The organism is Mesorhizobium sp. M4B.F.Ca.ET.143.01.1.1, from assembly GCF_004792275.1.
Classification (GTDB): Bacteria; Pseudomonadota; Alphaproteobacteria; order Rhizobiales; family Rhizobiaceae; genus Mesorhizobium; species Mesorhizobium abyssinicae.
The window spans coordinates 206,393-233,376 of the sequence record NZ_SRSR01000001.1 but is presented as its reverse complement, the minus strand read 5'-3'; the positions used below and the strand labels follow the sequence as shown (position 1 = coordinate 233,376).

Here is a 26,984-nt window from a genome sequence, read left to right as displayed (position 1 = left end):
TTAGCCGCCTCAGATTTCCAGCCTGGCCGGGAATCCGGGCGCGCGCAGGTCGGTACCGACCGCATCCTCGAGCAGCTTGACGATCTGCGTCGACCAGGCGCTGCCGCCATAGGCCTCCTTGCCTTGCTCGAAGATCGCGTTGACGCGGGCGGCGAGATCGAGCGGCACGCCGAAATCCTTGCCCATGCGCAGCGCGAAGCCGAGGTCCTTCAGCGCCAGGTCCATGGTGAAGCCGATATCGTAGGATCCGTTAAGCACCAGCTGGCTTTCGGTCTCGTGGACAAAACTGTTGCCCGAGGAGGCGACGATGGCGTGGTAGGTTTGGGCGAGGTCGAGTCCGCCCTGTTTGGCCAGCATCAGCGCCTCGCCGGCGGCGACGAGATGGATGAAGGCCAGCATGTTGGTGATGACCTTGATCACCGCCGCCGAGCCGATCGGACCCATCAGGAAGGATTTTGCGCACATCGCCTCGATGGCCGGCCGGTGCCGCTCGTAAAGCGCGCCGTCGCCGCCGACCAGCGCGGTGATCTTTCCCGCCGCCGCCAGATGCACGCCGCCGGTGACCGGGCATTCCAGCGTCTCGATTCCCTTCGCCGACGCCAGGGCCGCGAGCCGCACGATCTCGTCGCGGCCGTTGGTCGACATCTCGATCCAGGCGCCGCCAGCCGGCAGGCCTTCGAGCAATCCGCCGGGACCGGCGAGCACCGTCTCGCTGACCTTGGGCGATGGCAGGCAAGAGATGGCATTGCCGGCGCGGGCTGCGGCTTCCGCCGGGCTGTCCACAGCGCTGGCGCCGAGTGCCACCAGGCGCTCGACGGCTGCCGGGTCGCGGTCGAAGACGGTGACGTCGAAACCATTGCGGACCAGGCTGGCGGCGAGGTGGCCGCCGAGATGGCCTAGGCCTATGAAGGCGTAAGCGGGCCCCTCGCTCACGGCATCAACGGCGTCTGCATCATCTGCAGATGCAGATCCTTGCCGCTGTAGGGATGCGCGTCGCAGACCGCCTCGTTGAGCTCGACGCCGAGGCCGGGCTCCTTCGAGGGAATGACGTTGCCGTCCTGCCACTCGATCTTCTTCTTCAGCAGGGTGGCGTGAAAACCGTCCCACTGCTTCAGCGATTCCAGGATCAGGAAATTGGGCAGCGTCACCGCCAGCTGGATGTTGGCGGCGCCGACGATCGGCCCGCAATAACAGTGCGGCGCGACCTGGATGTGGTAGGCCTCGGCCATGGCGGCGATCTTCTTGGTTTCCAGGATGCCGCCGGAGCGGCCGAGGTCGGGCTGCAGGATGGTCGCGGCGCGGTTCTCGATGACGCGGGCGAACTCGAATTTGGTCGTCAGCCGCTCGCCGGTAGCGATGGGGATGGACGTGCCGCGGGCGACCTGCGCCATCACCTCCGGCATATCGGGCGGCACCGGCTCCTCGAACCACAGCGGGTCATAGGGCTCGATGGCGCGGGCGAGACGCAGCGCGCCCGAGGCGGTGAACTGGCCATGCGTGCCGAACAGGATGTCCGCCCTGTTTCCGACGGCCTCGCGGATCGCCTTGACCATGCGGGCGGAGAGGTCGATATCGATGAGGCGCGGCTGGTGGCCGTCGAAAGCGGTGTAGGGGCCGGCCGGGTCGAGCTTGACCGCGTTGAAGCCCTGCTCGACATATTCGAGCGCGCAGGCCGCGGCCATGTCGGGGTCGTTGTAGACGTTCCTGCCGCGCGCGTCCTCGGAATGGACGCTGCCGGTGTGCGGGTAGAGATAGGTGTAGGAGCGCAGCGTCTCGTGCACCTGGCCGCCGAGCAATTTGTAGACCGGCTTGTCCGCTTCCTTGCCGATGATGTCCCAGCAGGCCATTTCCAGCGCCGAGAAACAGCCCATGCCGGAAACGTCCGGGCGCTGGGTGAAGCCGGAGGAATAGATGCGGCGGAAGAGGTTCTCGATGTCGTGCGGATCGCGGCCGACAAGATAACGCTCGGCCATGTCCTTGATCATCCTGGCGGTGACGTGGCCGGAGAAGGTGGCGTTGTAGGCCTCGCCATAGCCGACCACGCCGCCATCGGTGGTGAGCTTGACGAAGATGAAATACTTGCCGCCGATGCCGGGCGGCGGGTTGCCGACAACCCAGGTCTTGACGTCGGTGATCTTCATTTCTGATCCTCCAGAACCAGTTCGGCGCCCTTCCATCCGGTCAGGATCGAGGCGGCGTTGGTGTTGCCGGTGATGTTGTCGGGAAAGATTGAGGCGTCGATGACGCGCAGGCCGGCAATCCCGTGCACCCTGAGGCGCGGATCGACAACGGCGCGCGCGGCGTCCGGCCCCATGCGGCAGGTCGAGACCGGATGGTAGACGGTGCCCGAGCGCTTCCTGAAATCCTGAATCAGGTCGGCGTCGGAAGTGATTGACGGACCGGGCAAAACCTCTTCCTCGATGATCTCGGCCATCGCCGGCATCGCGGCGATCTTGCGCACGAACTTCACCGCCGCCAGCATCTCGTCGACATCGGCGTTGGTCGAATAGGCATTGGGCGTGATCCGCGGATAGTCGCGCGGATTGCTCGAGCGGATCATGATCTCGCCGCGGCTCGACGGGCGGCAGTTGGAAAGGCCGATGGAAAAGCCGGGCCATGGGTCGGGGGTCAGGATCGGGCGCTCACCGCTCTTGGGAATGACGGTGGAGAAGGCCTGGAAATAGAGCTGCATGTTCGGCCGCGCCAGGGTCGGGTCGGTGCGGAAGAAACCGCCGGCATTGTTCATCGACAGCGACAGCGGCCCGGACCGGAACAGGATGTACTGCATGCCGACCATGAGCTTGCCCCACCAGGGGCGCAGGATCTGGTTGAGCGTCGGCAGCCTGCCCTTGAACGTGTAGTTGATGCCGACATGGTCCTGCAGGTTCGCGCCGACATTCTCGTTGGCGTGGATGAGCGGAATGCCGAGGTCTCCGAGCAGCGCCGACGGGCCGACACCGGAGAGCTGAAGCAGCTGCGGGGAGTTGATGGAGCCGCCGGACAGGATGACCTCACGGCCAGCGCGCGCGGTCCAGGTCTCGCCGTTCTGCTGATATTCGACACCGACGGCGCGCTTGCCCTCGAACAGGATTTTGGTCGCCAGCGCGTTTGTCTCGACGCGCACATTGGCACGCTTCATCGCCGGGCGCAGGAAGGCGCGGGCGGCCGACATGCGGCGGCCGTTCCTGGTGGTGATCTGGTAGATGCCGACGCCTTCCTGGGAAGCGCCGTTGAAATCCGGATTGAGCGGCAGGCCGGCCTGCTGCGCTGCCGCAAGGTAGCGTTTCGTCAGCGGGTGGACGGCATTTGCGCAGTCGGTGATGTGCAAGGGACCGCCGACGCCGCGCCATCTGTCGGCGCCGGCCTCATTGTCCTCCAGCGCCTTGAAGGCGGGGAGCAGGTGGTCGTAGCTCCAACCTGGATTGCCGGCGGCCGCCCAGGCGTCGAAATCCTCGCGCGCGCCCCTGATATAGACCATGGCGTTGATCGAGCTGGAGCCGCCGAGCAGCTTGCCGCGCGGCCAGTGGTCGGCATTGCCGCCAAGGCCAGGATCGGGCTCCGCTTTATAGTTCCAGTTGACGGCCGGGTCGAAGAAGGTCTTGCCGTAGCCGAGCGGCATCTGGACGTAGAAGCGGCGGTCGGTGCCGCCGGCCTCCAGCACCAGGACCGAGAAACGGCCGGAGGCCGACAGTCTTTCGGCGAGCACCGAACCGGCCGAGCCGGAGCCGACGATAATGAAATCATAGGTCTGCATGACTGGTGGGCGGCTCCGGTAATCTGGCCGCAGCCTAGACGCGGCGGGTTCGCCGCGTCGCCGCGCCTTCCGGCATCGGTTGTGAAAAATACGACCGCCGCAATAGCGATGGCTAGCGGGATAACCCGACAATCCCGCTTGATATGCACGGGGTCGAGAGCTTATGCGAAGGCATCGACCAATCCCCGGGAGGCAGGAGATCCAAATGCGTACCCTCTCCGATGCCTTCATCCCGGAACTGCCAGGCTACTACAAGGGCAAGGTCCGCGAAAACTACGACCTGCCCGACGGCAGGCGCATCATCATCGCCACCGACCGTCTCAGCGCCTTCGACATCATCCTGGCCTCGATCCCGTTCAAGGGCGAGATCCTCACCCAGACCGCCCGCTACTGGTTCGAGGAAACGGCCGATATCTGCCCGAACCATGTTCTGGAATATCCCGACCCGAACGTCGTCGTCGGCACAAGGCTCGACATCCTGCCGGTCGAGATCGTCGTGCGCGGCTATCTGGCGGGAACCACCAGCACCTCGATCCTGACCCGGTACCGGAAGGGCGAACGGGTGATGCATGGAATGACCCTGCCGGACGGCCTGCGCGACAATGAGAAGCTGGCCGAGCCGGTCATCACGCCAACGAGCAAGGCTTCGGATGGCGGCCATGACGAGCCGCTGTCGAAGGCAGAGATCCTCGATCAGGGGCTTCTTACGCCAGCACAGTGGGATACCGTGTCAGATTACGCGCTGCGGCTGTTCGCCCGCGGCCAGGCGCGCGCCGCCGAACGCGGGCTCATCCTCGCCGACACGAAATATGAATTCGGCACCGACAGAAACGGGACCATCATCCTGGCCGACGAGATCCACACGCCGGACAGCAGCCGCTACTGGATCGCGGCCAGCTACGAACAGGCTTTTGCGAGCGGCGAACGGCCCGAGAGCTTCGACAAGGATTTTATCCGGTCATGGGTCGCGGCGCGCTGCGACCCCTACAGGGAGCCGATCCCGACCATACCGGACGAGATCGTCGAACAGGCTTCGCGGGTCTATGCGCAGGCCTATGAGGCGATCACCGGCAAGGAATTCGCCCCCGACGTTTCCGGGGATACCGTGCTCGATCGCATCCGCGCGAACCTCGAGCGCTACTTTTAGGGTCAAGCCAGCCGCTGCTTGCGACAGCATCCGCGGCGCGTTGACCTGCCGGCGCGGTGACGCTACGGGATCATGTCATCGATCTCGGGGATTTTGGCATGGTGCACTACGCGGACGGACGGCCGATCGGCGACCTGACACTGAGGACGCTGGCCATGCCTTCGGACGCCAACGCGGCCGGCGATATCTTCGGCGGCTGGGTAATGGCGCAGATGGACCTTGCCTGCGGCATCCGCGCCGCCGAACGCGCCAAGGGCCGCGTGGTGACGGCGGCGGTCAAGGAGATGTCCTTCGCCAAGCCGATGAAGATCGGCGACACGCTCTGCATCTACACCCATGTCGAGCGCGTCGGCCGCACCTCGATGGCGCTCAAGGTCGAGGCCTGGGCGCAGCGCTATCTCTCCGACCTGATGGAGAAGGTCACCCATGCCGATTTCGTCATGGTGGCGCTGGACGGCGAGGGCAAGCCGAAGGCGGTTCCGGCCGAAGGCTGACCCGGCTCCGGCAGGCGAGGGCCCTGCCGGCGGGCTGCGTGAGTTCCTTCACAGTCGTGCGCAAATTTCCGTGACCAAGTCCGCCCGGGCTTGGGAAGAAGACAATGCGTCAACGAACGCTGAACGGTGTTCTTGCGGGAGCCGTCCTGGGCCTGTTCGGCCTGCTCGCCGCAACTGCCTATACCGAGATCAGGCAAGCCGATGCCGGGCTCTCTTGCGCTTCGCAAAATAGCGTCATCGGCAAGCCGCCGGGCGCATGCGAAAAATGCCTGGCGACCGGATGCGACGCCGGCCAGAAACCGCAGACGATTGCAGTGAGCAGACGGCCCGCCGGGCTGACAACGAGACGATCCACCGGAAGCTGAAAACGGGACGGACCCGCCACAGCGGCCGGCCAGAAAACGGGTCGGCACCAAGGTTCATCTTTCGCGGGCCTTGCGCCAAAAATCCTTGCGGCAACAGGCTTTCAGCCGTGCAGACCGTCGAATTTCTCGCGCGCGGCCCTGACCCTGGCGGTGTTCCTGCGCGCCCACGCGCCGAGCGCGCTGACCGGCACCAGCAGCTCGTGGCCAAGCTCTGTCAACTCGTAGTCGACGCGCGGCGGGATGGTCGGAAAGACGGTGCGGATGACGAAGCCATCGCGTTCCAGACCGCGCAATGTGGTGGTCAGCATCTTCTGCGAAATGCCGCCGACGGCGGCGCGAAGTTCATTGAAGCGCAGCGGTCCGTCGCCGAGCTTGCCGACCACCAGAACGGTCCATTTGTCGCCGACGCGCTGCAGGATTTCCGACACGGCGCGGCAGTCTTCGGTGATATGCGGGTGCCTCAGTAACAAAAACGTGCCTCCTTGCACTTCGCTTTTGCGGTATCTCATATAGCGCCGGTATCCAAACGATACCACAATTTCCCGCAAGGAGAGCCTCCCAAAATGTCCAAGCCCAAAATCGCCATTGTCGTCGGTTCGACGCGCGCCGCGCGCTTCGCCGACGTGCCGACCGAGTGGATCGCCAAGATCGCCAGGGCGCATGCCGACATCGACGTCGAAGTCGTCGACCTGCGCGACTTCCCGCTGCCGTTCTTCGACGAGGTCGCTTCCTCCGCCTGGGCGCCGTCGCAGAACGAAGTGGCGCAGCGCTGGCAGAAGAAGGTCGCCTCCTTCGACGGCTTCATCTTCACCGCTGCCGAATACAATCACGGCCCGACGGGTGTGCTGAAGAACGCCATCGACTACGCAGCCAACGAGTGGAACAAGAAGCCGGCCGGCTTCGTCGGTTATGGCAGCGTCGGCGGCTCGCGCGCCGTCGAGCAGCTCCGCCTCTACGCCGTCGAGCTGCAGATGGCGCCGGTCAAGTCGGCGGTCCATATCGCCTGGGGCGATTTCCTGGCGGTTCGCCAGGGCGAGAAGAAGCTTGAGGATCTCGAGCATCTGAACCAGGCCGCCGCGGCGCTCGTCAACGACGTCGCCTGGTGGGCGAAGGTGCTCAAGGCGGCACGCGCCGCCGACGCGATCACCGCGGAAGCCAAGGCGGCGTGAGCCGTCTACCCGAGACTATCCTCCCAAGGGATATGGGGCGGCGCTTGCGCCGCCCTTTTCAATTTAAGGACGCTTCAGCCGGTGGCCTCGGCCGCAGCAACATTGTACCAATGGCCTGGCCGGTTCTCGACGCAATATGCGACTGCCGGAGCGAGTGTCTTCCCCAAGAAAGCGGCTCGTTCGCGCCCTACCACCTCATCTTGAAGCCGACTGTGCCACCAAAAGCATCGCTGTCGCCGAAATCCTCCAGGCTGGTGCGTGCCAGCAGTTCGCCATGGACGGAGTAGCGATCGTCGGCCCAGCTCAGCGAGCCGCCGAGGCCAAGCCCGCCCCAGAGCGGCCGCGTCTGGCTGACGAGCCTCGTGCCCGACACGTCGACATCGGAGCCGTCGAGGAAGTCGTAATAGAGGTTGGCGATGCCATAGACATGCGAGCGGCTCGACTGGCCGGTCTGGCCCTTCCATTCGCTCTCATAGTCGGCCGACAGACCAAGGCGGCCGACCAGGCTGTCGCTGCCGTCGTTGGAGACGAGAGCGCCATAAGGATCGGTGAAATTGTCGAAGTCGACCGAGGCATAACTCAGCTGCGCCTGCGGCGTCAGCGACCAGTTGCCGTGGAGCGCGACCTTCCGGCCGGTCTCGATGCCGAGACCGTAGCCGAAGCCGTTGTTGCCGTCGGCGAGTTTCGTGCCGAGCGTGGCTGAAGAGAGATCGCTGTCGAACCAGCTGAGCTCAGCCTGCGTGTCGATATACAAGCCGTTTTTGCCGTACCAGGTGAGCGTGCCGCCGAAGCCGTAGCCGGTCGTATCGATCGAGCCGACACCGAAGGCCGAGGAGACGTTCGACCTCACCGTGCCGTAATGAACGGTGACGCCGCCGATAAGCGTTCCCGAGGCTGTTTCCGAAAGCAGCACATCGAGGCCGGCCTGCAGCCGCCAGAGGTCCGCGTCGTAGTCGGTGCCGGTCGTGCTGGTCCCCGGCTCGAATTCGCTGTGCGAGGCCTCCATGCGCCCCCAGATCGGACTGCCGCCCTGGTTTGCGCCGCCTGTCGCCGACTGGTCGGCGACAGTCCATGAGCGGTTGCCGATGCGCTGCTGCAGCGTGCCGAGCTGGGTGAAGCTCTGCAGCACGCCGGCATAGGCCTCGTAGACCGGCACGGCCGGCGAATAGAGCGGCGAGGTCGGACCACCCGGATCGACGGGGTTGATCAGCGCCGAGCGCAGATACCAGTCGCCGTCGGCCGGCGTGCTGATGCCGTTCTGATACAGCCTGTAGGCATAGGCGCCGGCCACCACGGCCTGGTCACCCTGAAAGACGTAGTCGCCCTGCAGGTTGAACGTGCCGGCCGAGACACCGCCGACATCGATGATCTTGATGCCTTCGACCGTCTGCGCGCCGGCGCCGCCAAGGCCGATCACCTTGACGTTGGCTGTGCCCGAGGTGTCGCCAGTGATGATCAGCTTGTCGGTGGAGGAGGCGTCGCCATCGAGGATGGCCTCGATCTCGACCGTACCGCCGGCGCCGACGAAGTTGCCCTGGATGGTCAGCTGGCCGATCGAGTTGCCGGGCGCGATGACGCCGTCGGCTTGCAGCGTGGTGTTTCCGACCGTGCCGTTGCCGCCGAGAGTGCCGCCGCTCAGAATGGTGACGGCGGAGTCGGCGAGCGAGCCGTTGACCGAGAGCGTGCCGGCCTCGATCGTGGTCGCGCCGCTCAGCGTATTGGTGCCGGTGAGATTGAGATTGCCCAGACCCCGCTTGGTGAGGGTGCCGGTGCCGTCGATGGCCGCGGCAAAGCTGGCATTGGTCGACTGGTCGAAGACGAGCGCGGCGTCGTCGAGGATGTTGCCGGTGCCGAAGCTCGATGCCTGGCCGATCAGCGTGCCGGCCGAGATTGTCGTGCCGCCGCTGTAGGTATTCGCACCAGTGAGCGTCGTGCTACCCGCGCCCTGCTGGATCACCGCGCCGCTTCCCGAGATCGCGCCGGCATGGTTCATGTCGTTGGAGCGGTCGAACGTCAAAATGCCGTTGTTGGTCACGTTGCCGGTGATCGAGCCGGTCGTGCCGCCATTGCCGAGTTGCAGCGTGCCGGCGGAGATCGTCGTGCCGCCGTAGTTGTTGTCGCCGGTCAGGATCAGCGTGCCGGCGCCAAGCTTGCTGAGCGGGCCGCCGCCGATGATCGCCTGGCTGACGGCAAAATGATTGCCGGCATCGACGATATCGAAGCCGCCGCCCAGAGGTCCCCAAGTGATCGCGCGGTTCGTGCCGGTATAGCTTTGCCCGGTCACCTGCAGCACGCCGCCATTGAAGGTCAGGCCGCCGGCGGCGTCGCCGAGATTGGTGTCGGCCGCCACCGACAGCACGCCGTTGGACATCGTGGTTCCGCCGCTGTAGCTGTTGGCGCCGCTAAGCACGGTGGTACCGGTGCCGATCTGGCTCACCCCGCCGCTGCCGGAGATGGTGCCGGCATAGGTATAGGCGTCGGAGCGGTCGAAGGCGAGGGTGCCGTTGTTGGTGACATTGCCCAGGATCGAGCCGGTCGTGCCGCCATTGCCGATCTGCAGCGTGCCTTGTGAAATCGTCCAGTCTTGAATGGCCGTATTATCCACCGTCAGCGCCCAGGTGCCGGTTCCGGTCTTCTGCAGGATGTCGAAGTTCCGGTACTGGCCGGTGGCGCCGATCGCGCCGTCGAGTATGGCGAAGCCGTCGCCGCCGAGCCGCAGCGTGTCGCTCGTGCTCAGGATGCCGGCGATCACGTTGCCGATGATCTGCGAGCCGGCCTGAAGTTCCAGCGTCGAGTTGGATGCGACATTGTTGGCGAATTGGATTGCGGTGGTGGAACCGGTGCCGGCGCGGATCGTGCCGCTGTTGACGACCGTGACAGGGAAAGGGAAACCTCCATCAGGACCGATCGCAGCTACGCCATTGCCGCCTTCCAAAGTACCATAGTTGGTTATCGAGATATTGGTTCCCCGGCTACGGATCGCGTAGTTGCCGGTTCCGACCCCGGTCAGGTCAGAGCCGCCACGGATCGTGCCGTGATTGACGACCGTCGCGGGCTTGGCGGCGGAGCCGACCACCCAGACGCCGGCGCCAGCATATCCGCCCTGGCTGTTGCCGCCCTGGATGATGCCGCTGGCATTGTTGATGATCGTTGCGCCGGTATTGTTGGCACTGACGCCGGCTCCATTGTTCCCGACAACGGCGCCGTTTATCCCGCTGCCGCCCGTGACGGTGCCGTTGTTGACGAAGGTCACGACATTCAGCAGCGTCACGCCGATGCTGCCGTTGGCGCCTGAAACGGTCGCGGAACCAGCCGTGATCGAGCCGTTGTTGACGACCTGCCCGGTGGGGCTGCCCCATGTCGATATCCCGCTGTCAACGACCAAGCCGACACCGGCCGGCATGCCACCGCCCTGGTTGGCGCCGGTGAGCGTGCCTGAAAGGGTCAGCGTGCCGCTGGCAAAGGTTCCGCCGCTGAAACGGACAGTGCCTCCGAGACCGGGAGCGGACGTACCGGACAAGGTAAAGCCCTGCGTGTCGACAGACAGCGATTTGGTCGGTATCGGCAGCGTGTGCGGGGCCTGTATGTTGAAGCTCTGCGTCATCACGATCGACGAGCTGGGGTCGCCGTCGGCATTGGCCGAATTGATGGCGGCGATCAGCTGCGCCTCATTGCTGACCATATAGGTCGCTCCCGAGGCTTGCCCTGGGAGCAGACAGGCGATCGCCGCGCCGCTCGCACCGGCAAGAAGCTGCCTTCCCCGAATGCGCCGAAGCGCGCCGCCGCTCGTCTTCACTGGTCTGTCTGCCCCGGAAATCTGACGCCTGCCATGCCGGATCGCCCGCATGGCGTGCCGACCAAATCGCCAAGAGGTTAACTTGGTGTTTGGTTCTTGTCGTCAAATTGAAATGCCGATTACTGATTTGTCTCGTAACGTTACTTAAAGGCAACATTAGAAAGGCGGTATATAACAAGTATAAATATAAGCTTTGACTTGAATATCGTGGCGACGGACAGCGGCGCTGGTGGCCGCTCCTACAGCCAGCCGCCCGAAAATCCGGCGCGTCGCAACCCGGTGGCGATGGCCGGCACACGGCGCATAAGCTGCCACAGGAAGTCCGACCGGTAATTTTCGATCATCAGGGCGATCGGTCCCTGGTTGATGCCGACATGGTCCGGCGATACCCAGCCGCAGGCGCGGCCGTCGGCGGCGGCGATCGTCGGATTGAAGCTCGCGGTGAAGCCGTAAGGGTTGCCCTCGTGCAGGTCGATCTCGTGGAAATGGCGCAACGCCGGCAGGACGATCTCCGGCGCAAACGGCAATGAGGTGATCGCCGCCCATGGCGACAAGGTGCCGTCATCGGGGCCGAAGGGCGCCCCGCGCGCCAGATAGCCGAAGAAGCGTCGGTCGCCGATCGTCATGTGGAGTTTTTTCAGGCCCGGGCCGTCGCTGGCGGTGATGCCCCAGCAATTCTCGTCATAGCCGACGAAACCCTTCGGATTGCGGATGGCATAATCGCGCTGCAGGTAGCTCGCCGCGCGGCTGTTCTCGAAATAGTCGCTGCCGTGCTCCCGCATGAAAGCGTCGCGGATGCCGCGAAAATCGATCCAGACATGCGAGAACTGATGGATGAAGAGCGGGCCGGCATAGACCAGTTCCCGGCCATAGATCTTTTTCCACTTGTAGGTGGAGAGCCAGGCTTCATAGCTCTCGCGCGGCAGCGGGTGGGTCGGCGAGCCGAGGCCCAGCACATAGAGGATCACCGCCTCGTCATAGCCTTGCCAGCGGTAGCGCAGGAAGCCCTTCTCGGGCCGCCAGCCGTGGGTGACGGTCGCGCCGCCGTTCTGCGCCCAGCGCCAGTCGGCACGGCGGTAGAGCGCATCGGCAAGCCGGCGGATTTCCAGTTCGGCCTCGTCGTCGGCGTCAAAATAGGCGCCGGCGGCCAGCACGCCGGCAAGCAGAAGCGCCGTGTCGACGGTGGACAGCTCGCATTTCCAGACGCGGCGGCCGGTCCGCATGTCAAGGAAATGATAGTAGAGGCCCTTATAGCCGGTGGCGTCGGGCTCCGGTCCATGCGGCGCGTTCCAGAAGAAACGAAGCGTGGCGAGCGTCCGTTCGACGGCGGCGTCGCGCGTCATGAACCCGCGCTCGACGCCGACGGGATAGGCCGACAGAGCGAGCCCGACGGCGGCGATGCTGGCGGGCGACGCCGGCGTGTTGCGATCGGCGATCAGTCCGTTTGCCGGGTTGGCCTCCTTGAGAAAATAATCGAAGGACAGGCGCTGGGTGGCCGAGAGAAGCTCTTCGTTCAGCGTTTGGTCGCTCGATGCATCCATGGCTGCCGATATAGGGACCTTCGCCGCGCTTCCCACCTTTGGGGCGTCAATGATAAGCGAGGAAGGCGAAGGCCGATAGCGAGGAGCGCGTCGACATTCAGTCTGAGACGCTGCTCTTCGGTCGCAACCCGGCGCTGCAGCTGATCCGGATTGGACCGCAATATCGGGCGCACTGCCATCTGGCCCTGCCGTTTGCCCTGAGATATCCGCGGCCAGATGAGTGCAGCCGTGAAGACATCCAGCCTGACAGGCGCCGTTTCCCCGTTGGTCCCGGTGCTCGTATGCGCGCTCGCGATCTTCCTGCTGTCCGGGATGGATGCGGCGATGAAAACGCTGGTTATCGCCGTGGGCGTCTACAATACGGTGCTGTGGCGCAGCTTTCTCGCGACAGCAGTCGCGGGCGCAGCTTGGTCGGCGGGATCGCGCTCGCTGCCAACCATTGCGGTGCTAAGGCTGCATGCGCTGCGGGCCGTGGTTGTCGGCATCGTCCTGATATCATTCTTCTGGGGGCTTGGCAGGCTGCCGCTCGCGGAGGCCGTCGGGCTGAGCTTCGTTGCGCCGCTGATCGCTCTCTTCCTCGCCGCGCTGTTGCTGGGCGAGCGGGTCCGGCGCGAGGCAATCTGGGCATCGATGGCCGGCATCGCCGGCGTGGCGATCATCGTATCCGGCCAGTTCGGGCAGGCAAGCTATTCGCACGATGCGCTGCTTGGCACGGCGGCGGTGCTCGTATCGACGGTGTTCTACGGCTACAATTTGATCCTCGCCCGGCAACAGGCGCAGGTGGCCAAGCCAATCGAGATCATGTTCTTCCAGAGCCTCGCCGTTGCAATCATCCTCGGCCTCGCCGCGCCCTGGCTCGCCGTCGCCCTGCCGGCCGATCTTTGGCTTCCCCTGGCCGGCGTGACCGCGCTGTCGCTTGCCGGACAATTCCTGATGAGTTGGTCCTACGCCCGCGCCGAAGCGCAATATCTCATTCCAACGGAATACTCGGCCTTCATCTGGGCGATCGCGTTTGGCTGGTTCTTCTTCGACGAGGCGGTGACCTGGACGACGCTCGCGGGAGCATGCCTGATCGTCGCCGGCTGCCTGATCGCCGCGCGCGCGAACCCGAAGCTTGCCGAGCCGATCGAGGCAGCCGTTTGACCGTCGCGGTCAGCGCCTTTCGGAATCGCGAAAGACCCCGGTCTCCACCTCGTGCATGAAGTGAGCGATGAGCGCCGCGCATTGGCGATGATGCGTCTCAAGCAGCATGTGGCCGCTTTCAAAGACATGGATTTCGATGGCGTGGAGGTCGCGATTGTAGGCCATGATCTCATCCACCGCGAAGAAGGCGTCACGGCGGCCCCACAGCACAAGGCAAGCTGGCCGGTGGTTGCGCAAGTAGGCCTGGATGGCGGGGAAGCGCGCGATGTGTGAGCCATAATCTGTGAAGAGTTCGAACTGAATGTCAGTGTTTCCGGGCCTCTCCAGGCGCTCGGTGTCGAGATGCCAACTCTCGGGCGGAAACAAGACCTTCAGACGTTCGGGAAGACCGCCGATATACTGGTTGCGGGTGCCCTCGAAATTCATCCAGTCCGGCAGCTTGGCGCGGTTGTTGTCCGTCGGTTCGGCGAAGAACGCCTTGGGTGCGTCCCAATCCGGTCCCAGCCCCTCCTCATGGGCATTGCCGTCCTGGACGATCAGGCCGAGGATACGGTCCGGCCGTCGCGTCGCGAGATGGTAACCGACGGGCGCGCCGAAGTCGGTGATATCGAGAAAGAACCGCTCGAGACCGAGGGCCTCGATGAATGCCTCGATCGTGTTGGCGAGGTTCTCGAAGGTGTAGTCATAGGCGTCGGTGGAAGGGGCGGACGAGAAGCCGAAACCGGGCATATCCGGTGCCACCACATAGGCTGTCTCGGCCAGTGGCTCGATGATGTTGCGATAGACATGTGAGGAAGTCGGATATCCGTGCAGCAGCAGGATTGCCGGACGGTCCGGGTCGCCGGCATGACGGTAGAAAATGTCGAGGCCGTCGGCACGGATGGTTTCGTGGCGTGTCTTGTAAGGATCGCTTCGCATCGTCTTTCTCCCATGGTTCCCGTGCTGCTGGCGACGCTCTGGCTTTGAAACCGCATATCTGTATGATTGCGGTTACATTGTAACTGCATAATGCGGTTAATAGGGTTATGTTCCATGGCGCAGACAGACACCGAATGGATGCCGGAGCACTTCATAGGCGGGCATTCCGCCCTGGACCTGTCGAACGCCGTGTTCGACCGGCGCGTGCCGGCGCCCGACAATGAGCTGTTCAAGTCGACCCAGGATGTTGCCAACTGGCTGATGGCTTCAGGGCTTGCCGACCATCACCAGGCGCGGGCCGTTTCCGAGATCGAAGTTGGGCGCTTCGTGGAACGGGTTCGCGAAATCCGTGAAGCGTCTTTTCAGATTTTTGAGCCGATCACCGCGGGCAAACCGTCCGCGCCCGAGGCGCTCAGCGTCCTGTTCTCATGCGCGGCGAGCCCGCTAGCCAACGGGTCGGTCGACTTGCACGACACCAGACCGCAGCCTAGCCAGTGGCGGGACCCGGATGCCGTCACCGCGTTCCTTGCTTTGCTGTCGGTCGAAGCCTTCTTCAGCTTGCCGCGGGACAGGCTGCATTCCTGTCCTCGCTGCGGCTGGCTTTTCCTCGATACGTCGCGCGGCGGCAAACGCCGCTGGTGCAGCATGCGCACCTGCGGCAACCGCGAGAAGGTCTCGCGCCATAGGGGGCATAACGCCGCCTGATGTCAGCGCGCGATCTGGCGGTGACCATCCGGCAGGCGGGTGGCGATCAGCTTGTCGATGCGGCGGCCGTCGAGGTCGACGACCTCGAAGCGCCAGCCCTGCGCGTCGACGCATTCGCCGGTCGCCGGCAGGTGGTGCAGGTGCGACAGCACATAGCCGGCGACGGTCTCGTAGTCGCGGTTCTCGGGCAGGTCGATGCCGAGCACTTCGGCCATCTCGTCGGCCTGCATGTAGCCGGCGAGCAGCCAGGAGCCGTCCTCGCGCTTGACGGCATTCTCCTCCTCGCCCGCGTCGAGGTCGGAGCGGAAGACGCCGGTGATGGCTTCCAGTATGTCGGCCGGCGTGACGATGCCCTCGAAGTGGCCGTACTCGTCATGGACGAGCGCCATCGGCACGTCGGATTCCTTCAACTTCTGCAGCACGTCCAGCGCATCGGCCTGATCGTGGACGATGGGCGCGGCGCGCACATGGTGGCGCGGCTCCAGCACCTTGCCGCCGAGGATCGCGGCCAGGACATCGCGTGTCTGGACGACGCCGACCATGGCATCCACATTGCCGTCGCCGGCCGGCAGGCGCGAATGCTGGGTCTCGATCAGCAGCTTCCTGATGGTCGCCTCGTCTGATTGCAGGTTGATCCAGTCGACCTCGGTGCGCGGCGTCATCACTGCGCGCACGGCGCGGTCGCCGAGCCGCATGACGCCGGCGATCATGCGGCGCTCGTCGGATTCGATGGTGCCGTGATGCTCGGCCTCGGCGACCAGCATCTTGATCTCCTCGTCGGTGACCTTCTCCTCGCTCTCGCCGCGCTGGCCGAGCAGCCAGAGGACGGCGCGGCCGGAAATGTCGAGCAGGAAGACGAGCGGCGCCGAGATGGTGGCGAGGACGGTCATCGCGGGCGCCGCCCGGACGGCGACGCGCTCGGGATCGCGCAGGGCGATCTGCTTCGGCACCAGCTCGCCGACAATCAGCGAGGCATAAGTGATGATGGCGACGACGATGCCGACGCCGAGCGGATCGGCAATGTTCTCGCGGATGCCGTTCGAGGCGAGGAAGGCGGCCAGGCGCTCGCCGAGCGTGGCGCCCGAAAAGGCGCCGGAGAGAACGCCGACCAGGGTGATGCCGATCTGCACCGACGACAGGAACTTGCCGGGATTGGAGCCGAGCGCCAGCGCGCGGCCGGCGCCCTTGACGTTGCGGTCGATCATCGCCTTGAGGCGGGCGGGGCGTGACGAGACGATGGCAAGCTCGGACATTGCCAGAAGGCCGTTCACGCAGATGAGGACGGCCACGGTGGCGATTTCAACGTATAGCATGAGGGGTCAATAGCATTGCTGCAGTGCATTCGAAAATAGCAGCGGCTATTGTTTTTCGGGACGGCGTGCTGGTGCTGGGCAAAGATTGGCGCAAATACGCTAGGGCAGCGTCTTCAACACCCCGACCACCGCCATGCCATCGGTGAAGTACGGATCGCCGCCACCGTTGCGTCCGGTCTTCGTCGCGCCGATGCCAGCCATTTCGCTGGTCGAGGCAAGCAGGCCAGCCTTGGCGAGGTCGCCGACGAGGAAGTCGCGCTCGGCGTCGATGTCGGGGGCGATGTGATGGGTTATCGCTCCGGTGTCGTGGCTGAGGCCGACGCCACGGTCGAAGCTCGCGGCACCGAGCCAGAGCGGACGACCGTCATCGCCGACCGTGTTGGTCTGCCAGAAGCGGACATGGTGGCGCTGGTCGGCACTGTCGCCGACCGGCTTTTCGAAGGCCAGGTCTTGGGCGCGGCCCTCGAACAGCAGCCTGCTCATCGGCGCATCGGGATAGGGACGCGAAAACAACACGCTTTCGCCGATGTCGATGGCGGTTCTCAGCGAGACGGCGTCGGCCGTGTCCCAGCCGGCGACGGCGAAGGCGTGCACCACCTCCTTTTCGGTGCCGACAAGGCCGACATTGATCGGGTCGCCCGGAATGCCTTGCGGCGTATGCGTCACCATTTCGAAGTGCTGCGTGCGATAGCCCCGCTCGCGCCAGGTCCAGAATTCCGGCGCGGCGACGTAGGCCAGCCCCAGATATCCGGCGCAAAGTGCCGCCAGCCAGGTCGACGCGCGCCGCCGAAGGCTTCGCTTACTCACGAGAGGCCACTCCCAAACGCATGCGTCACCTTATGCGCCGTTGCATGGGTTGGGCAAAGGGAACCGCTCGTCGTCAGCGGCAGGCGCGGTAGCCGTTCCTGCGGTTCTTGATGTCGAAATGGAAATGGTTGCGGTGGTCGTAATTGTAGCCGGGGCCGAGCACCGTGGTGAAATACTGGCAGCCGTCGGCGCGCACATTGTTGAGGAAGCCGCGGGTGCGGAAGGCGAACAGGCCGGGCTTGCGCACGTCGATGTCGTCGCCGTTGTTGAGCTCGATGCTCATGACGTCGAGCGCGTTGCCCTTGCCGTGCTCGGACAGGACGCCTTCGCCGGCGATGTTGCGGCAGGAATAGCTGGACCCCTGGTGGATGGTCCTGACGCCTGAGAAATAACGCCAGCGAGCGGCAGGCACCAGCTCGTTCCTGGTCCAGGTGGCGAAGGTGGCAGCCATGTTGCAGGTCAGCGTCGCGGCGGGCTTCATCTGGACGCTGCCGATGGCCGAAACCCTGACCGGAAAGTCGATGCCGCACTGGCCCTCATGGATCGGCTGGACATCGGTGTAGGCGACGCCGAGGCGTTTCAGCTCGTTGCGGCAGTCGACCTCGCTGGCCGGCATCTGCTCGGTCGGCGACATCGGCTCGTCCATGCGCGGATAGGCGGCGGTCATGTAGGGGTTGGAGGGGACGAGGCGCTGCATGCCGGAATACTGTGGCGCTGAAGAATATTGGGGCGCTGAATATTGGGGCGCATCGGGGACGGCGGCGGTCTGGTTGCCGACATCGACTGCAGGCTGCAGCGAGAACACGTCCCCGGTGTTGCAGGCCGATAGGGCAGCGACGGCAAGCAGCGTCACCAGCCTGGCGGCAGCGGAGCGCGCACGATTGTTCTGTCGCGCCATGGCAAGCACGACGCCAAGTCTTCCGGCCATTGATAGGCGTCCCGTCCCAGAGCTGATCCCGCAGGGGTCATGCTGCCGATGGCATAAGGTTAATCCGCAAGAGTAAAGGAAAGATCAGCGCCCGCATTCACGCCTGGGGCCGAATTGCGGCGGTCACGAATTGCGGGGTCACTGGCAGAAGGTGCCGCCGTGGCGGCGCGGCTCCAGGTCGAGGTGGAAGTGCAGCGAATGGTCGGCATCGCTGCCCGGGCCAAGCACCGTCTTGAACGGTCCGCAGGCGGCCTTGCGCACCGTGCCCAGGAATTGCGCGTCCTGTTCGGGCGGCGCCGGCCCGACCTCGATTTTCCTGCCGTCCGCCAGCGTGAAGCTGGCAATGTCGAGCGCGTTGCCGAAAGCGTGCTCCGACATCTTGCCTCCGTTGTGGCGCGCCCGGCAGACGAAGGCGGAAGCCTGGCCGATCGACTTCAATTCCGTGCCGAACTTGGCCTCGACGGCAGGCTGGATGATTTCGGCGGTGAAGCGTGCCGCCGCCTCGGCCATCGCACAGTTCAATTCGGCGCCGGGGCTGATAGCCATGGATTTGCCCAGCGTCTTCAGCACGATCGGGTAGGGGATCGAGCAGCCAATTTCGGGTTCCTGCTCGGCCTTGTGTTCCTCGAAGTCGACGCCCATCGATGTCAGCCGCCGGCGGCAGGCCAGTTCCTCCTCCGGCATCTGTTGCTCGGGAAGGATCGCCGAACGAGGATCGGGCGGCGGTTTGTTGTCGCCGGATTCAGCCGGTTTTTCAGGTGGCTTCGGCGCGACGGCGGGCGGCTCGACCTCCGGTTCCGCCTTGTCGGGTCTTTGCGTCGGAATCGGCGCCGCGGCCGGCGCTTCAGGTTGAGTTTCCATCTCTGTTGACGGCTCCGGGGCCGAAGGCTCGGGCCGCTGCCGCTTCTCCTGCGGAGACTTTTCCTGATCGATCCGGTCCGATGCGTCGGCGCCCCTTGGTCCTGCAGCCTTCCGCTCTTCCTTCGTGGCGGCATCGGTCTTTTGCGCTTCCGCGGGACGTGGCTCTGGTACCGAAACATCGGCGGGTAAGGTCGGCTGATCCTGCGTTTGGTGCTGCGTCAGCTCTGACGCGATATGCCGCTTGCCCCGCGATCTCACACGGTGCTTGCTCCTCGGCCTCAGGGGCTGATCGGCCCGCTGCGTCAACGGCTGCTCCAGACGCGGTGTCAGCGGCTGCCTGTGACGATGCCTGGCATCGGCCGGCGTGATCAGCAAAACCGCAGCTGCCAAAGGCAGCGCCAGCCTGAAAAATCCGGAAATGCTCAGCGTTGCCATCGCCCGGAAACGGCGTCGGCATGGCGAAGTTGCCTTCGAAGGCGCATCCGACCGATCACAATCGGTTACCAACGCGTTACGCGCCGATCGCTTCCAGCCCTTCCTCCAGCCAGTCGGCGAGCAGCGGCATGCCGAGCAGATATTTGGCCGTGCGCTTGTTGGCGCGCTCGCGCGCGGCGGCCAGCGCGTCGGCCCATTCGGCGGCGTCATAGTCGCCGCGGCCGACCCAGGCGAGGGCGATCAGCTCGGCCGCTTCGTCGACATTGAGGTCGTCGATCAGCTCGCGCAGCTCCTCCTCGGTCAGGTTTTCCGAGCTCTCCTCGACGAGACCGTCATGATGGTGGCTGTCCCGGGTGTCGCCGTCGAACTCGATTTCGTGCTCGGCGCCGTCGGCATAGTCCTCGTTGACGGCCGCGCTCAGCGCCTTGGCCTTGAGAATGAACAGGCGCACGGTATCGGGACCGATCGAAAGCTCCCATTCCTTTTCGAGGCGCTGCTGCACTGGCCTGCTCCGCATGCTCCATCGGCCGTTTGCCGGATGATAGCGGATTTGTGGCGCGCGTCACGTCATGTTCGGCCTGTTTCAGGCAAAATGCCGGTGGTGCGGGCCTGGAGCGCAGGATTTTCACGCGCTCCGCTTTTCCGGGATGAAAGAAGGCAGGCCCGGCGTTAATATCCCATTGTCATTCTCAAGGAGGCTCCGATGCGCAGACGTTTGCTGATCCAGGTCATGGCTGTTGTGGCTTTGCCGCTCTTTGTGGCGCCCGCCTTCACGGCCGGCGAGGGTGGAGGCGGTGGTGGCGGCGGCAGCCCGACCGAGAAGTGCAAGAAGGGCGAAGTCTGGGACAAGAAGAAGCAGAAATGCGTGACGCCGAAGTACGGCATGCTGGACGACAACAACATCTATGAGGCGGGCCACGACCTTGCGATGGCCGGGCGCTATGACGAGGCGATCGCCGTGCTCAGCCTTGCGGCCAACAAGCAGGATCCGCGCATCCTCAACTATCTCGGCTATTCGCATCGCCATTCCGGCCGCATCACCGTCGGCCTCGGCTATTACGAGGAAGCCTTGCGCATCAATCCCGACTACACGCTGGTGCGCGAATATCTCGGCGAGGCGCATCTGCAGATCGGCGACCTTGCGGGGGCCCGCGAACAGCTCAGCGAAATCGAGAAGCGCACCGGCAAGGGCTCGCGCGAATACGGCATGCTGGCCGAGCAGATCGACCATTTCCTGAGAAGCTGATTCGACCTCGACACCCCTTCCAGCCGGCTGCGAGCGATCGCAGCCGGCTTTTTGTTGCCGCGCCGGCAAAGGATTGCTTTGGCGGCGATCGCCCTTGCGAAAGCAGCGGATGATTTTTCAAAACCGGATTTTTTGGCGTGAAAAACGCGCAAACATTGCTATATTCAGGCAAATTGCGGTGAAACGGTTCCGTTAGCCCAAGGCTGCCGGACCGTTTTCTTTTTGTACCCATCGACAAGGGCCATCCCCGAAAAACGGGGGTGGCGGCAGGAAAGGTCAGGCATATGAACAAGGTCCCGATGACAGGCGAGGGGTTCGCGTCATTGAAGGAAGAACTGCGCTGGCGCCAGCAGGAAGAGCGGCCGCGCATCATCGAGGCGATCTCCGAGGCGCGCTCGCATGGCGACCTTTCCGAAAACGCCGAATACCACGCGGCCAAAGAGGCGCAGAGCCACAATGAAGGCCGCGTCAACGAGCTCGAGGACCTGATCGCGCGGGCCGAGGTGATCGACGTCACCAAGCTCAGCGGCGACAAGGTCAAGTTCGGCGCCACCGTGGTGCTGGTCGACGAGGACACCGAGGAGAAGAAGACCTACCAGATCGTCGGCGACCAGGAAGCGGACGTGAAGTCTGGCCGCATCTCGATCTCCTCGCCGATCGCGCGCGCCCTCATCGGCAAGGAAGTCGGCGACGCCATCGAGGTCAACGCGCCCGGCGGCGCGCGCGGCTACGAGATCGTCCAGGTGCAATTCATCTGAGGGGCTGCGCGGAAGCTTCCTCATTCTGCTGATGCTTCCGCTAAGGACTGTCCTGCGAGGTCGCGCCGCCCCTCATCTGGCTGCCGCCATCTTCTCCCCGTGGAACGGGGAGAAGGACGCTGGCGCCGCTGATTTCGCCAATCGCCGACAGTATGGGAAACGCGCCAGGGTCGTGGCCATCCTCCTTCTCCCCGTTCTGCGGGGAGAAGGTGCCGGCAGGCGGATGAGGGGCGGAGCCGGCCTTTCTATTTGAATCTATTTGATAAAAATCAGTGTTGACCGAGCGCTTGCCGTTCCATGAGCCGCTCCGCCTCCGCCATCACGTCAGCCGGCGTGACTTTGCCGCCAGGTGCAGCCAGCAAGGTCGATGAAAACGGCCCGCGCGGGCCGGTGAGGCCGGGTTCGGTGGCCAGGAAGACTGCGACCGTCGGCAGGCCGAAGGCGCTGGCGAGGTGGGTGAGGCCGGTGTCGGCACCGATGACCAGCGCCGAGCGGCCGATGATCGCGGCGATCACCGCCAGCGGCGATTTGGGCACCAGCACCGCCTGCGGCACGGCCCTGGCGATCGCCTCGGCCACTGCCTTTTCAGGCTCGTTCGACCAGGTGACGACAGGCGTCATTTTCCTCTCGAGCAACAGCCCGGCGGTCTCGATCCAGTCCTTAACCGGCCATTTCTTGTCCTCGCGGCTGGTGCCGTGCAGCAGGAACGCGGTGTTGCCGCTGGTGCCGGCCAGGCCATCCGCCGGCGGCACGATGCCGGACTGGAGGCCGGAGAGATCGGGCTGGTAGCCGAGCGCCAGGCCGAACAGCCGCCGCGTCCGTTCGATGGCGTGCAGATCGCGGGGCACGCCGTAGCGGTGGTCGTAGAACAGCGTCGCCGACGGTTCGCGCGCGCTTGCCCGGTCGAAGCCGGCGACCGGCGCCGCCGCCTGCTTTGCCACCACAGCGGACTTCAGCAGTCCCTGCGCATCGATGACGAGGTCGTAGCCGGCAGCGCGCAGGGCGCGGCGCAGTTTTCCCGCTTCATGCCAGGTGTCGCTGTTGAAAAGCCGCTTGCGCCAGCGCCGGATCGCCACCGTGTGGATGGCGCCGATCGCCGGATGCAGGGCGACGATGCCGGCAAAGGCTTCCTCCACGCACCAGTCGAAGGAGACGTCCGGGCGGTGGCGGCGCGCATCCTCGACAGCCGGAAATGTATGGATGACATCACCCATCGAGGATGTCTTGACGATCAGGATCTTCATGCGGCGGCCGGTATTTCCAGCAGCCGGTCCACTGCTGCCGCGACCCGCGCGACATCCAGCGTCTTCAGGCAGTTGAGATGACCGAGCGGACAGGTCTTCTGGTGGCAGGGCGAGCAGGAGAGGCCCAGCCATACCAGCTCGGCCCGCTCGGATAGCGGCGGCGTGTTCTCAGGCGAGGTCGAGCCGTAGACAGCGACGATCGGCGTGCCGACAGCGGCGGCGACATGCATCAGCCCGCTGTCGTTCGACACCGCCAGCCGCGCCGCGGCGATGAGGTCGATGGCGTCCTCCAGTCGCGTCTTGCCGGCAAGGTCGACGGCGCCGGGCGCAAGCGCGGCGATCTCCGCCGTCACCTCGGCGTCGTTCCTGGATCCGAGCAGCGCGACCTTCAGGCCCTTAGCCATCATCCCGCGCGCCAGTTCGGCGTAGCTTTCGCTCGGCCAGCGTTTCGCCGGGCCGAATTCCGCGCCGGGCATCAGCGCCACGAAGGTCTTCGCGGTGAGGCCCGACCGCTCGAGCAGGGCAGCCTGGCTGACGGTATCGACGGTGAGCTTCGGGGCCTGGAAGGTGCCGCCGCGGGCAAGGCCGAAATAGGTCAGCGCCGTGCGCCGCTTCACCGCGTCGGGCAGCGGCACGATGTCGGTGAGCAGGCCGTAGCGCATTTCCCTTAGGTTGCCGACGCGGCGCGGAATGCGGGCAAAGAACGGGATCAGCGCCGACTTCCAGCTTCCGGGCAGGACGTAAGCCATGTCGTAGCGGCCGCGCAGCAGGCGGCCGAAGCGCCTGCGGATGCGGAACTCGAGCGCGCCCGGCTTCAGCGGGAAATCGATCTGCTGGCGTATCTCGGGCATGCGCTTGACCAGCGGTGCCGCCCAGGCCGGCGCCAGCACGTCGATCGCGGCGTTCGGATATTGCTCCTTCAGCGCCGAGAACAGGCACTGCGCCATGACCATGTCGCCCACCCAACGTGGGCCGATCACGAGGATCGCTGGGCTTTCAGCCATTCGACATAGTCTCTGACACCGGTTTCGACAGTCCGGAATTGGCCATTGTAACCGGCCGCGCGCAAGCGGGACATATCAGCTTGGGTAAAACTCTGGTAGCTGCCCTTGAGGTGGTCGGGGAAGTCGATGAATTCGAGCCTGCCCTTGCCGAGTGTATCGATGACGGTCTCGGCGATGGCGCGGAATGGCTGGGCGCGGCCGGTGCCGCAGTTGAAGATGCCGCTCGAGCCGCGCTTCCAGAGCCACAGATTGACGTCGGCGACGTCGCCGACATGGATGAAGTCGCGGCTCTGCTCGCCGGGTCCGAACCCGTCATAGGCGCCGAACAGCTTCGGGTTTTCGCCGCGCTCGACCTGGTTGAACAGATGGAAGGCGACCGAGGCCATGGCGCCCTTGTGCGCCTCGCGCGGTCCGTAGACGTTGAAATAGCGCAGCCCGGCCACCTGCGAATGGTCGGTGTCGAAGACGGTGCGGCGGACATAGTCGTCGAACAGCTTCTTGGAATAGGCATAGACGTTGAGCGGGCGCTCGAACTGCTGTTCCTCGCGGAACTCGCTGCCGCCGCCATAGACCGACGCCGAGGAGGCGTAGAGGAAGGGCACGCGCAAGGCCAGGCAGGCATGCAGGAGCCGCTTCGAATAGGCGTAGTTGACCTCCATCATGTATTTGCCGTTCCACTCGGTGGTGGTCGAGCAGGCGCCCTGGTGGAAGACCGCGTCGACGCGGCCGAGCCCGCCATCCCCCAGGCGCGCGAGGAAATCGTCCTTGTCGAGATAGTCGGCGATATGCAGGTCGGCGAGATTGGCGATCTTGTGGCCGTCGGTGAGGTCGTCGACAACGAGGATGTCGCTGTGCCCCTCGGCGTTGAGCGCGGCGACGATGTTGGAGCCGATCATACCGGCGCCGCCCGTGACGATGATCATATTTTTGGCCCTGATACTCGTTTCGCTTGCCGATTCCGGCCCTTATAAGGGAGGCGAGTTAGGCTGTCGATAAAGCAGGCGGCTGCGGGCGGATGTCACAGTGAGGCCGCAAAGCTCCGGCTTCAGTCGGTTCGCGCCACCCGCCGGACCGTGAGGGAAAAAATGCCGTCGACCGAACTGCTTATCGCCTTTTTCGCCACCACGGCGATCTTTGCCTACATTCCGGGTCCTGCCATGCTCTATGCGGCGGCGCAGACGATGGCGCGCGGGCGCTGGTCGGGGCTGACGGCAGCGCTCGGCATCCATCTCGGCGGCTATGTGCATGTCCTTGCGGCGGCAGCGGGTCTTTCGGTGCTGTTCCATGCCGTTCCGCCGCTCTACATGGCGGTCAAGCTCATCGGCGCGCTCTATCTGATCTGGCTCGGCGTCTCGCTTTTGCGCGCCAGGACGCAAGGCGGCGACGCGGCACTGCCCGCCATCGAGCGGAAATCGGCCCGCCGCGCCTTTTTCGAGAGCATCACCGTCGAAGTGCTCAATCCCAAGACGGCGATCTTCTTCATGGCGTTCCTGCCGCAATTCATCGATGCCTCGGCGGCATTTCCGGTCTGGCTGCAGTTCGTCATCCTTGGCACCATCGTCAACCTGATGTTCTCCTCCGCCGACATAGCGTGCGTTTTCCTGGCCGGGGCGATGATCGCCCGGCTGCGCCGTTCGAGCCGCGCGCAGCGGCTGATGCAGCGCGCGGGCGGCGCGGTGCTGGTTGGTCTCGGCGTCCATGTCGCCCTGCAGAAGAGCTGAACGGCCGACCGGGGTCTGCGGCGACCCGTTCCCTGGCCGCCGTTGCGCTGGCTCGAATTGCGGTATATCGGCTTCGCCATGAACGACCGGCCAGCCATTTGAACCCCGAACCATCCTCAGAAACGGCTTTTTCCGCGCGTTGCCAGTGACATGATCAATCATCATCTGCCTTCCCCGGAACCTTTGCACCGCGCCATCGCCCGCTTTGGCGGCGTCACCGTGCTGGTGGTCGGCGACTTCATCCTCGACCGTTTCGTCAACGGCGTCATCGAGCGGATCTCGCCGGAGGCGCCCATTCCGGTGCTGCACGGGCGCGGCGAGATGCTGGCGATGGGCGGTGCCGGCAACGTCGTCTCCAACATCGTTTCGCTGGGTGCAGCCGCAATTCCGGTTTCTGTGATCGGCGCCGACAAGGCGGGCGACGATCTGATGCGGATGCTTGGCGAGCTTGGCGCCGAGACATTCGGCCTGTCACAGCAGCGCGACCGCATGACCTCGTCGAAGAGCCGCTTCAGCGCGCTCAACCAGCAAGTGCTGCGTTTCGACGAAGAGGAGGTGAAGCCGCTCAATGCCGGCGAGCGATCGACGCTGGTCGAGCATTTCCGCACGGCCCTTGCGCGCGCCGACATCGTCATCCTGTCCGACTACGGCAAGGGCATGCTGCTCGACGGTGTCGCCGGCGAGCTGATCGCGATGTGCCGCGAAGTCGGAAAGCCGGTGCTGGTCGATCCGAAGGGCCGCGACTATGCGCGCTACGCCGGTGCGACGGCGGTCACGCCCAACCGCAAGGAACTCGGCGAGGCCGTGGGACGCGCGGTGTTTGCCGACGACGAGATCGTGGCGGCGGCGCGGGACCTGATCTCGGCGCATGGCTTCGACTTCGTCGTGGCGACGCGCAGCGAAAAGGGCATGAGCGTCGTCGAGCCCGACGATGCCCGCCACATCGCCACGCAGGCGAGGGAAGTGTTCGACGTCTCCGGCGCCGGCGACACCGTCATCGCCACCTTCGCGCTCGCGCTTGCGGCGGGCGCCGACCGTGTGCAGGCCGGCTCCATCGCCAATGCCGCAGGCGGCGTGGTGGTCGGCAAGCGCGGTACGGCGCGGCTGACGGTCGAGGAACTGACCGGCGCGCTGTTCCGCTCGCACGGGCCGGTCACCCACAAGGACGCTATTCTCGATGCCAGCGCGGCAGCCAGGATGGTGACCGCCTGGAAGGAGGAGGGGCTGACCGTCGGCTTCACCAATGGCTGCTTCGACATCCTGCATGCCGGCCATGTCAGCCTGCTGCACGCGGCGCGCAGCCAGTGCGACCGGTTGGTGCTCGGCCTCAACAGCGATGCTTCGGTGCGCCGGCTGAAGGGTTCGGGACGTCCGGTCAACGACCAGCACGACCGCGCCTGCGTGCTGGCGGCCCTGGCCTCGGTCGACGCTGTCGTCGTCTTCGAGGAAGACACGCCGCTGGCGCTGATCGAAGCCTTGCTGCCCGACATACTGGTCAAGGGCGCCGACTATACGATCGACAAGGTGGTGGGCGCCGACGTGGTGCAGAAGGCGGGCGGCCGCGTGGTGCTGGTCGATCTCGTCGCCGGCAAGAGCACGACCGGGACCATCGGCAGGATGCGCGCTACCAATTGA

At 64.9% G+C, this 26,984-nt stretch carries 24 protein-coding genes; 9 read left to right on the top strand and 15 right to left on the bottom strand.

From position 1 onward, the window contains the following. Positions 1–9: 9 nt before the first annotated feature. Genes EN786_RS01095 through EN786_RS01085 form a run of 3 tightly spaced genes read right to left on the bottom strand, consistent with a single transcriptional unit; the run spans position 10 to position 3,754 of the window. On the bottom strand, positions 10–933 hold the full coding sequence (locus tag EN786_RS01095; protein ID WP_127309710.1) for an NAD(P)-dependent oxidoreductase: 924 nt from the start codon (positions 931–933) through the stop codon (positions 10–12). Then, the gene (locus EN786_RS01090; protein ID WP_127309711.1) at positions 930–2,141 is read right to left on the bottom strand and encodes a mandelate racemase/muconate lactonizing enzyme family protein; all 1,212 of its coding nucleotides are present in this window, start codon (positions 2,139–2,141) and stop codon (positions 930–932) included. Before EN786_RS01090 ends, EN786_RS01095 begins: the two co-directional genes overlap by 4 nt. Next, positions 2,138–3,754 (bottom strand): GMC family oxidoreductase N-terminal domain-containing protein, encoded by a 1,617-nt coding sequence (locus EN786_RS01085; protein ID WP_127309712.1) that lies wholly within the window; start codon positions 3,752–3,754, stop codon positions 2,138–2,140. The genes EN786_RS01090 and EN786_RS01085 overlap by 4 nt, the downstream gene beginning before the upstream one ends. A gap of 205 nt (positions 3,755–3,959) precedes the next feature. Here EN786_RS01085 and EN786_RS01080 point away from each other — a divergent pair, with 205 nt between their 5' ends. Both EN786_RS01080 and EN786_RS01075 read left to right on the top strand, forming a co-directional pair. After that, positions 3,960–4,901 (top strand): phosphoribosylaminoimidazolesuccinocarboxamide synthase, encoded by a 942-nt coding sequence (locus EN786_RS01080; RefSeq protein WP_127309713.1) that lies wholly within the window; start codon positions 3,960–3,962, stop codon positions 4,899–4,901. A gap of 98 nt (positions 4,902–4,999) precedes the next feature. After that, positions 5,000–5,395 (top strand): acyl-CoA thioesterase, encoded by a 396-nt coding sequence (locus EN786_RS01075; RefSeq protein ID WP_126058720.1) that lies wholly within the window; start codon positions 5,000–5,002, stop codon positions 5,393–5,395. Between the two features lie 466 nt (positions 5,396–5,861). Here EN786_RS01075 and EN786_RS01070 read toward each other — a convergent pair whose 3' ends face one another. Continuing rightward, positions 5,862–6,230 (bottom strand): helix-turn-helix domain-containing protein, encoded by a 369-nt coding sequence (locus tag EN786_RS01070; protein WP_187331432.1) that lies wholly within the window; start codon positions 6,228–6,230, stop codon positions 5,862–5,864. Positions 6,231–6,323: 93 nt separating this feature from the next. Between EN786_RS01070 and EN786_RS01065 the strand changes: the two genes are divergently transcribed. Further along, entirely contained in the window at positions 6,324–6,929 is a 606-nt protein-coding gene (locus tag EN786_RS01065) for an NADPH-dependent FMN reductase (protein WP_127309714.1), read from the top strand. A gap of 187 nt (positions 6,930–7,116) precedes the next feature. On the opposite strand, the gene EN786_RS01060 is transcribed toward EN786_RS01065, so the two are convergent. Together EN786_RS01060 and EN786_RS01055 are read right to left on the bottom strand one after the other, a co-directional pair. Then, positions 7,117–10,611 carry an autotransporter outer membrane beta-barrel domain-containing protein gene (locus EN786_RS01060; RefSeq protein ID WP_189524268.1) on the bottom strand — a complete coding sequence of 1,165 codons (3,495 nt, stop codon included), beginning with the start codon at positions 10,609–10,611 and terminating at the stop codon, positions 7,117–7,119. Positions 10,612–10,964: 353 nt separating this feature from the next. Further along, the gene (locus tag EN786_RS01055; RefSeq protein ID WP_127309716.1) at positions 10,965–12,266 is read right to left on the bottom strand and encodes a glucoamylase family protein; all 1,302 of its coding nucleotides are present in this window, start codon (positions 12,264–12,266) and stop codon (positions 10,965–10,967) included. Between the two features lie 216 nt (positions 12,267–12,482). Here EN786_RS01055 and EN786_RS01050 point away from each other — a divergent pair, with 216 nt between their 5' ends. Continuing rightward, positions 12,483–13,409: a DMT family transporter gene (locus tag EN786_RS01050; RefSeq protein WP_127309717.1), complete on the top strand. Its 927-nt coding sequence runs from the start codon at positions 12,483–12,485 to the stop codon at positions 13,407–13,409. 9 nt (positions 13,410–13,418) lie between these two features. Here the strand turns inward: EN786_RS01050 and EN786_RS01045 are convergent, their stop codons facing one another. After that, positions 13,419–14,327 (bottom strand): alpha/beta hydrolase, encoded by a 909-nt coding sequence (locus EN786_RS01045; RefSeq protein ID WP_127309718.1) that lies wholly within the window; start codon positions 14,325–14,327, stop codon positions 13,419–13,421. A 114-nt stretch (positions 14,328–14,441) separates the two neighbouring features. On the opposite strand from EN786_RS01045, the gene EN786_RS01040 reads away from it, so the two are divergent. Beyond that, positions 14,442–15,032, top strand: a complete 591-nt coding sequence (locus tag EN786_RS01040) for a CGNR zinc finger domain-containing protein (protein WP_127309719.1) — start codon at positions 14,442–14,444, stop codon at positions 15,030–15,032. 2 nt (positions 15,033–15,034) lie between these two features. Here the strand turns inward: EN786_RS01040 and EN786_RS01035 are convergent, their stop codons facing one another. The 5 genes from EN786_RS01035 to EN786_RS01015 form a co-directional block, all read right to left on the bottom strand. Then, a complete protein-coding gene (locus tag EN786_RS01035) occupies positions 15,035–16,345 on the bottom strand; it encodes a hemolysin family protein (RefSeq protein WP_127286197.1) in 1,311 nt (436 codons plus the stop codon). 99 nt (positions 16,346–16,444) lie between these two features. Continuing rightward, on the bottom strand, positions 16,445–17,152 hold the full coding sequence (locus tag EN786_RS01030) for an LssY C-terminal domain-containing protein (RefSeq protein ID WP_127286198.1): 708 nt from the start codon (positions 17,150–17,152) through the stop codon (positions 16,445–16,447). A gap of 73 nt (positions 17,153–17,225) precedes the next feature. Continuing rightward, positions 17,226–18,080: an extensin family protein gene (locus EN786_RS01025; RefSeq protein WP_127310702.1), complete on the bottom strand. Its 855-nt coding sequence runs from the start codon at positions 18,078–18,080 to the stop codon at positions 17,226–17,228. Positions 18,081–18,218: 138 nt separating this feature from the next. Next, positions 18,219–18,941: an extensin family protein gene (locus EN786_RS38475; RefSeq protein ID WP_245478326.1), complete on the bottom strand. Its 723-nt coding sequence runs from the start codon at positions 18,939–18,941 to the stop codon at positions 18,219–18,221. A 511-nt stretch (positions 18,942–19,452) separates the two neighbouring features. After that, a complete protein-coding gene (locus EN786_RS01015) occupies positions 19,453–19,878 on the bottom strand; it encodes a DUF3775 domain-containing protein (protein ID WP_127286494.1) in 426 nt (141 codons plus the stop codon). A 201-nt stretch (positions 19,879–20,079) separates the two neighbouring features. Between EN786_RS01015 and EN786_RS01010 the strand changes: the two genes are divergently transcribed. Together EN786_RS01010 and greA are read left to right on the top strand one after the other, a co-directional pair. Continuing rightward, positions 20,080–20,622, top strand: a complete 543-nt coding sequence (locus EN786_RS01010; RefSeq protein ID WP_127310700.1) for a tetratricopeptide repeat protein — start codon at positions 20,080–20,082, stop codon at positions 20,620–20,622. Positions 20,623–20,906: 284 nt separating this feature from the next. Beyond that, positions 20,907–21,380: a transcription elongation factor GreA gene (gene greA, locus EN786_RS01005; RefSeq protein WP_126058735.1), complete on the top strand. Its 474-nt coding sequence runs from the start codon at positions 20,907–20,909 to the stop codon at positions 21,378–21,380. A gap of 269 nt (positions 21,381–21,649) precedes the next feature. Here greA and waaC read toward each other — a convergent pair whose 3' ends face one another. Genes waaC through rfaD form a run of 3 tightly spaced genes read right to left on the bottom strand, consistent with a single transcriptional unit; the run spans position 21,650 to position 24,551 of the window. Continuing rightward, complete coding sequence (waaC, locus tag EN786_RS00995) at positions 21,650–22,624, bottom strand: lipopolysaccharide heptosyltransferase I (RefSeq protein ID WP_127310698.1); 975 nt, start codon at positions 22,622–22,624, stop codon at positions 21,650–21,652. Beyond that, positions 22,621–23,628 (bottom strand): lipopolysaccharide heptosyltransferase II, encoded by a 1,008-nt coding sequence (gene waaF / locus EN786_RS00990; protein WP_127286497.1) that lies wholly within the window; start codon positions 23,626–23,628, stop codon positions 22,621–22,623. The genes waaC and waaF overlap by 4 nt, the downstream gene beginning before the upstream one ends. Next, the gene (gene rfaD / locus EN786_RS00985; protein ID WP_127286498.1) at positions 23,601–24,551 is read right to left on the bottom strand and encodes an ADP-glyceromanno-heptose 6-epimerase; all 951 of its coding nucleotides are present in this window, start codon (positions 24,549–24,551) and stop codon (positions 23,601–23,603) included. The genes waaF and rfaD overlap by 28 nt, the downstream gene beginning before the upstream one ends. Before the next feature lie 162 nt (positions 24,552–24,713). Between rfaD and EN786_RS00980 the strand changes: the two genes are divergently transcribed. Further along, positions 24,714–25,349, top strand: a complete 636-nt coding sequence (locus EN786_RS00980) for a LysE family translocator (protein WP_127286499.1) — start codon at positions 24,714–24,716, stop codon at positions 25,347–25,349. A gap of 150 nt (positions 25,350–25,499) precedes the next feature. Then, on the top strand, positions 25,500–26,984 hold the full coding sequence (gene rfaE1, locus EN786_RS00975) for a D-glycero-beta-D-manno-heptose-7-phosphate kinase (protein ID WP_135907914.1): 1,485 nt from the start codon (positions 25,500–25,502) through the stop codon (positions 26,982–26,984).

What these genes read in the sequence shown, in the direction of transcription:
- rfaE1 (WP_135907914.1), top strand. Translation starts at nt 25,500, where the DNA reads ATGATCAATCATCATCTGCCTTCCCCGGAACCTTTGCACCGCGCCATC.
- EN786_RS00980 (WP_127286499.1), top strand. Translation starts at nt 24,714, where the DNA reads ATGCCGTCGACCGAACTGCTTATCGCCTTTTTCGCCACCACGGCGATC.
- EN786_RS01045 (WP_127309718.1), bottom strand. Translation starts at nt 14,327, where the DNA reads ATGCGAAGCGATCCTTACAAGACACGCCACGAAACCATCCGTGCCGAC.
- EN786_RS01085 (WP_127309712.1), bottom strand. Translation starts at nt 3,754, where the DNA reads ATGCAGACCTATGATTTCATTATCGTCGGCTCCGGCTCGGCCGGTTCG.
- EN786_RS01040 (WP_127309719.1), top strand. Translation starts at nt 14,442, where the DNA reads ATGGCGCAGACAGACACCGAATGGATGCCGGAGCACTTCATAGGCGGG.
- EN786_RS38475 (WP_245478326.1), bottom strand. Translation starts at nt 18,941, where the DNA reads ATGGAAACTCAACCTGAAGCGCCGGCCGCGGCGCCGATTCCGACGCAA.
- EN786_RS01065 (WP_127309714.1), top strand. Translation starts at nt 6,324, where the DNA reads ATGTCCAAGCCCAAAATCGCCATTGTCGTCGGTTCGACGCGCGCCGCG.
- EN786_RS01055 (WP_127309716.1), bottom strand. Translation starts at nt 12,266, where the DNA reads ATGGATGCATCGAGCGACCAAACGCTGAACGAAGAGCTTCTCTCGGCC.
- EN786_RS01075 (WP_126058720.1), top strand. Translation starts at nt 5,000, where the DNA reads ATGGTGCACTACGCGGACGGACGGCCGATCGGCGACCTGACACTGAGG.
- EN786_RS01025 (WP_127310702.1), bottom strand. Translation starts at nt 18,080, where the DNA reads ATGGCCGGAAGACTTGGCGTCGTGCTTGCCATGGCGCGACAGAACAAT.
- greA (WP_126058735.1), top strand. Translation starts at nt 20,907, where the DNA reads ATGAACAAGGTCCCGATGACAGGCGAGGGGTTCGCGTCATTGAAGGAA.
- EN786_RS01090 (WP_127309711.1), bottom strand. Translation starts at nt 2,141, where the DNA reads ATGAAGATCACCGACGTCAAGACCTGGGTTGTCGGCAACCCGCCGCCC.
- EN786_RS01050 (WP_127309717.1), top strand. Translation starts at nt 12,483, where the DNA reads ATGAGTGCAGCCGTGAAGACATCCAGCCTGACAGGCGCCGTTTCCCCG.
- waaC (WP_127310698.1), bottom strand. Translation starts at nt 22,624, where the DNA reads ATGAAGATCCTGATCGTCAAGACATCCTCGATGGGTGATGTCATCCAT.
- waaF (WP_127286497.1), bottom strand. Translation starts at nt 23,628, where the DNA reads ATGGCTGAAAGCCCAGCGATCCTCGTGATCGGCCCACGTTGGGTGGGC.
- EN786_RS01010 (WP_127310700.1), top strand. Translation starts at nt 20,080, where the DNA reads ATGCGCAGACGTTTGCTGATCCAGGTCATGGCTGTTGTGGCTTTGCCG.
- EN786_RS01080 (WP_127309713.1), top strand. Translation starts at nt 3,960, where the DNA reads ATGCGTACCCTCTCCGATGCCTTCATCCCGGAACTGCCAGGCTACTAC.
- EN786_RS01060 (WP_189524268.1), bottom strand. Translation starts at nt 10,611, where the DNA reads ATGGTCAGCAATGAGGCGCAGCTGATCGCCGCCATCAATTCGGCCAAT.
- rfaD (WP_127286498.1), bottom strand. Translation starts at nt 24,551, where the DNA reads ATGATCATCGTCACGGGCGGCGCCGGTATGATCGGCTCCAACATCGTC.
- EN786_RS01035 (WP_127286197.1), bottom strand. Translation starts at nt 16,345, where the DNA reads ATGCTATACGTTGAAATCGCCACCGTGGCCGTCCTCATCTGCGTGAAC.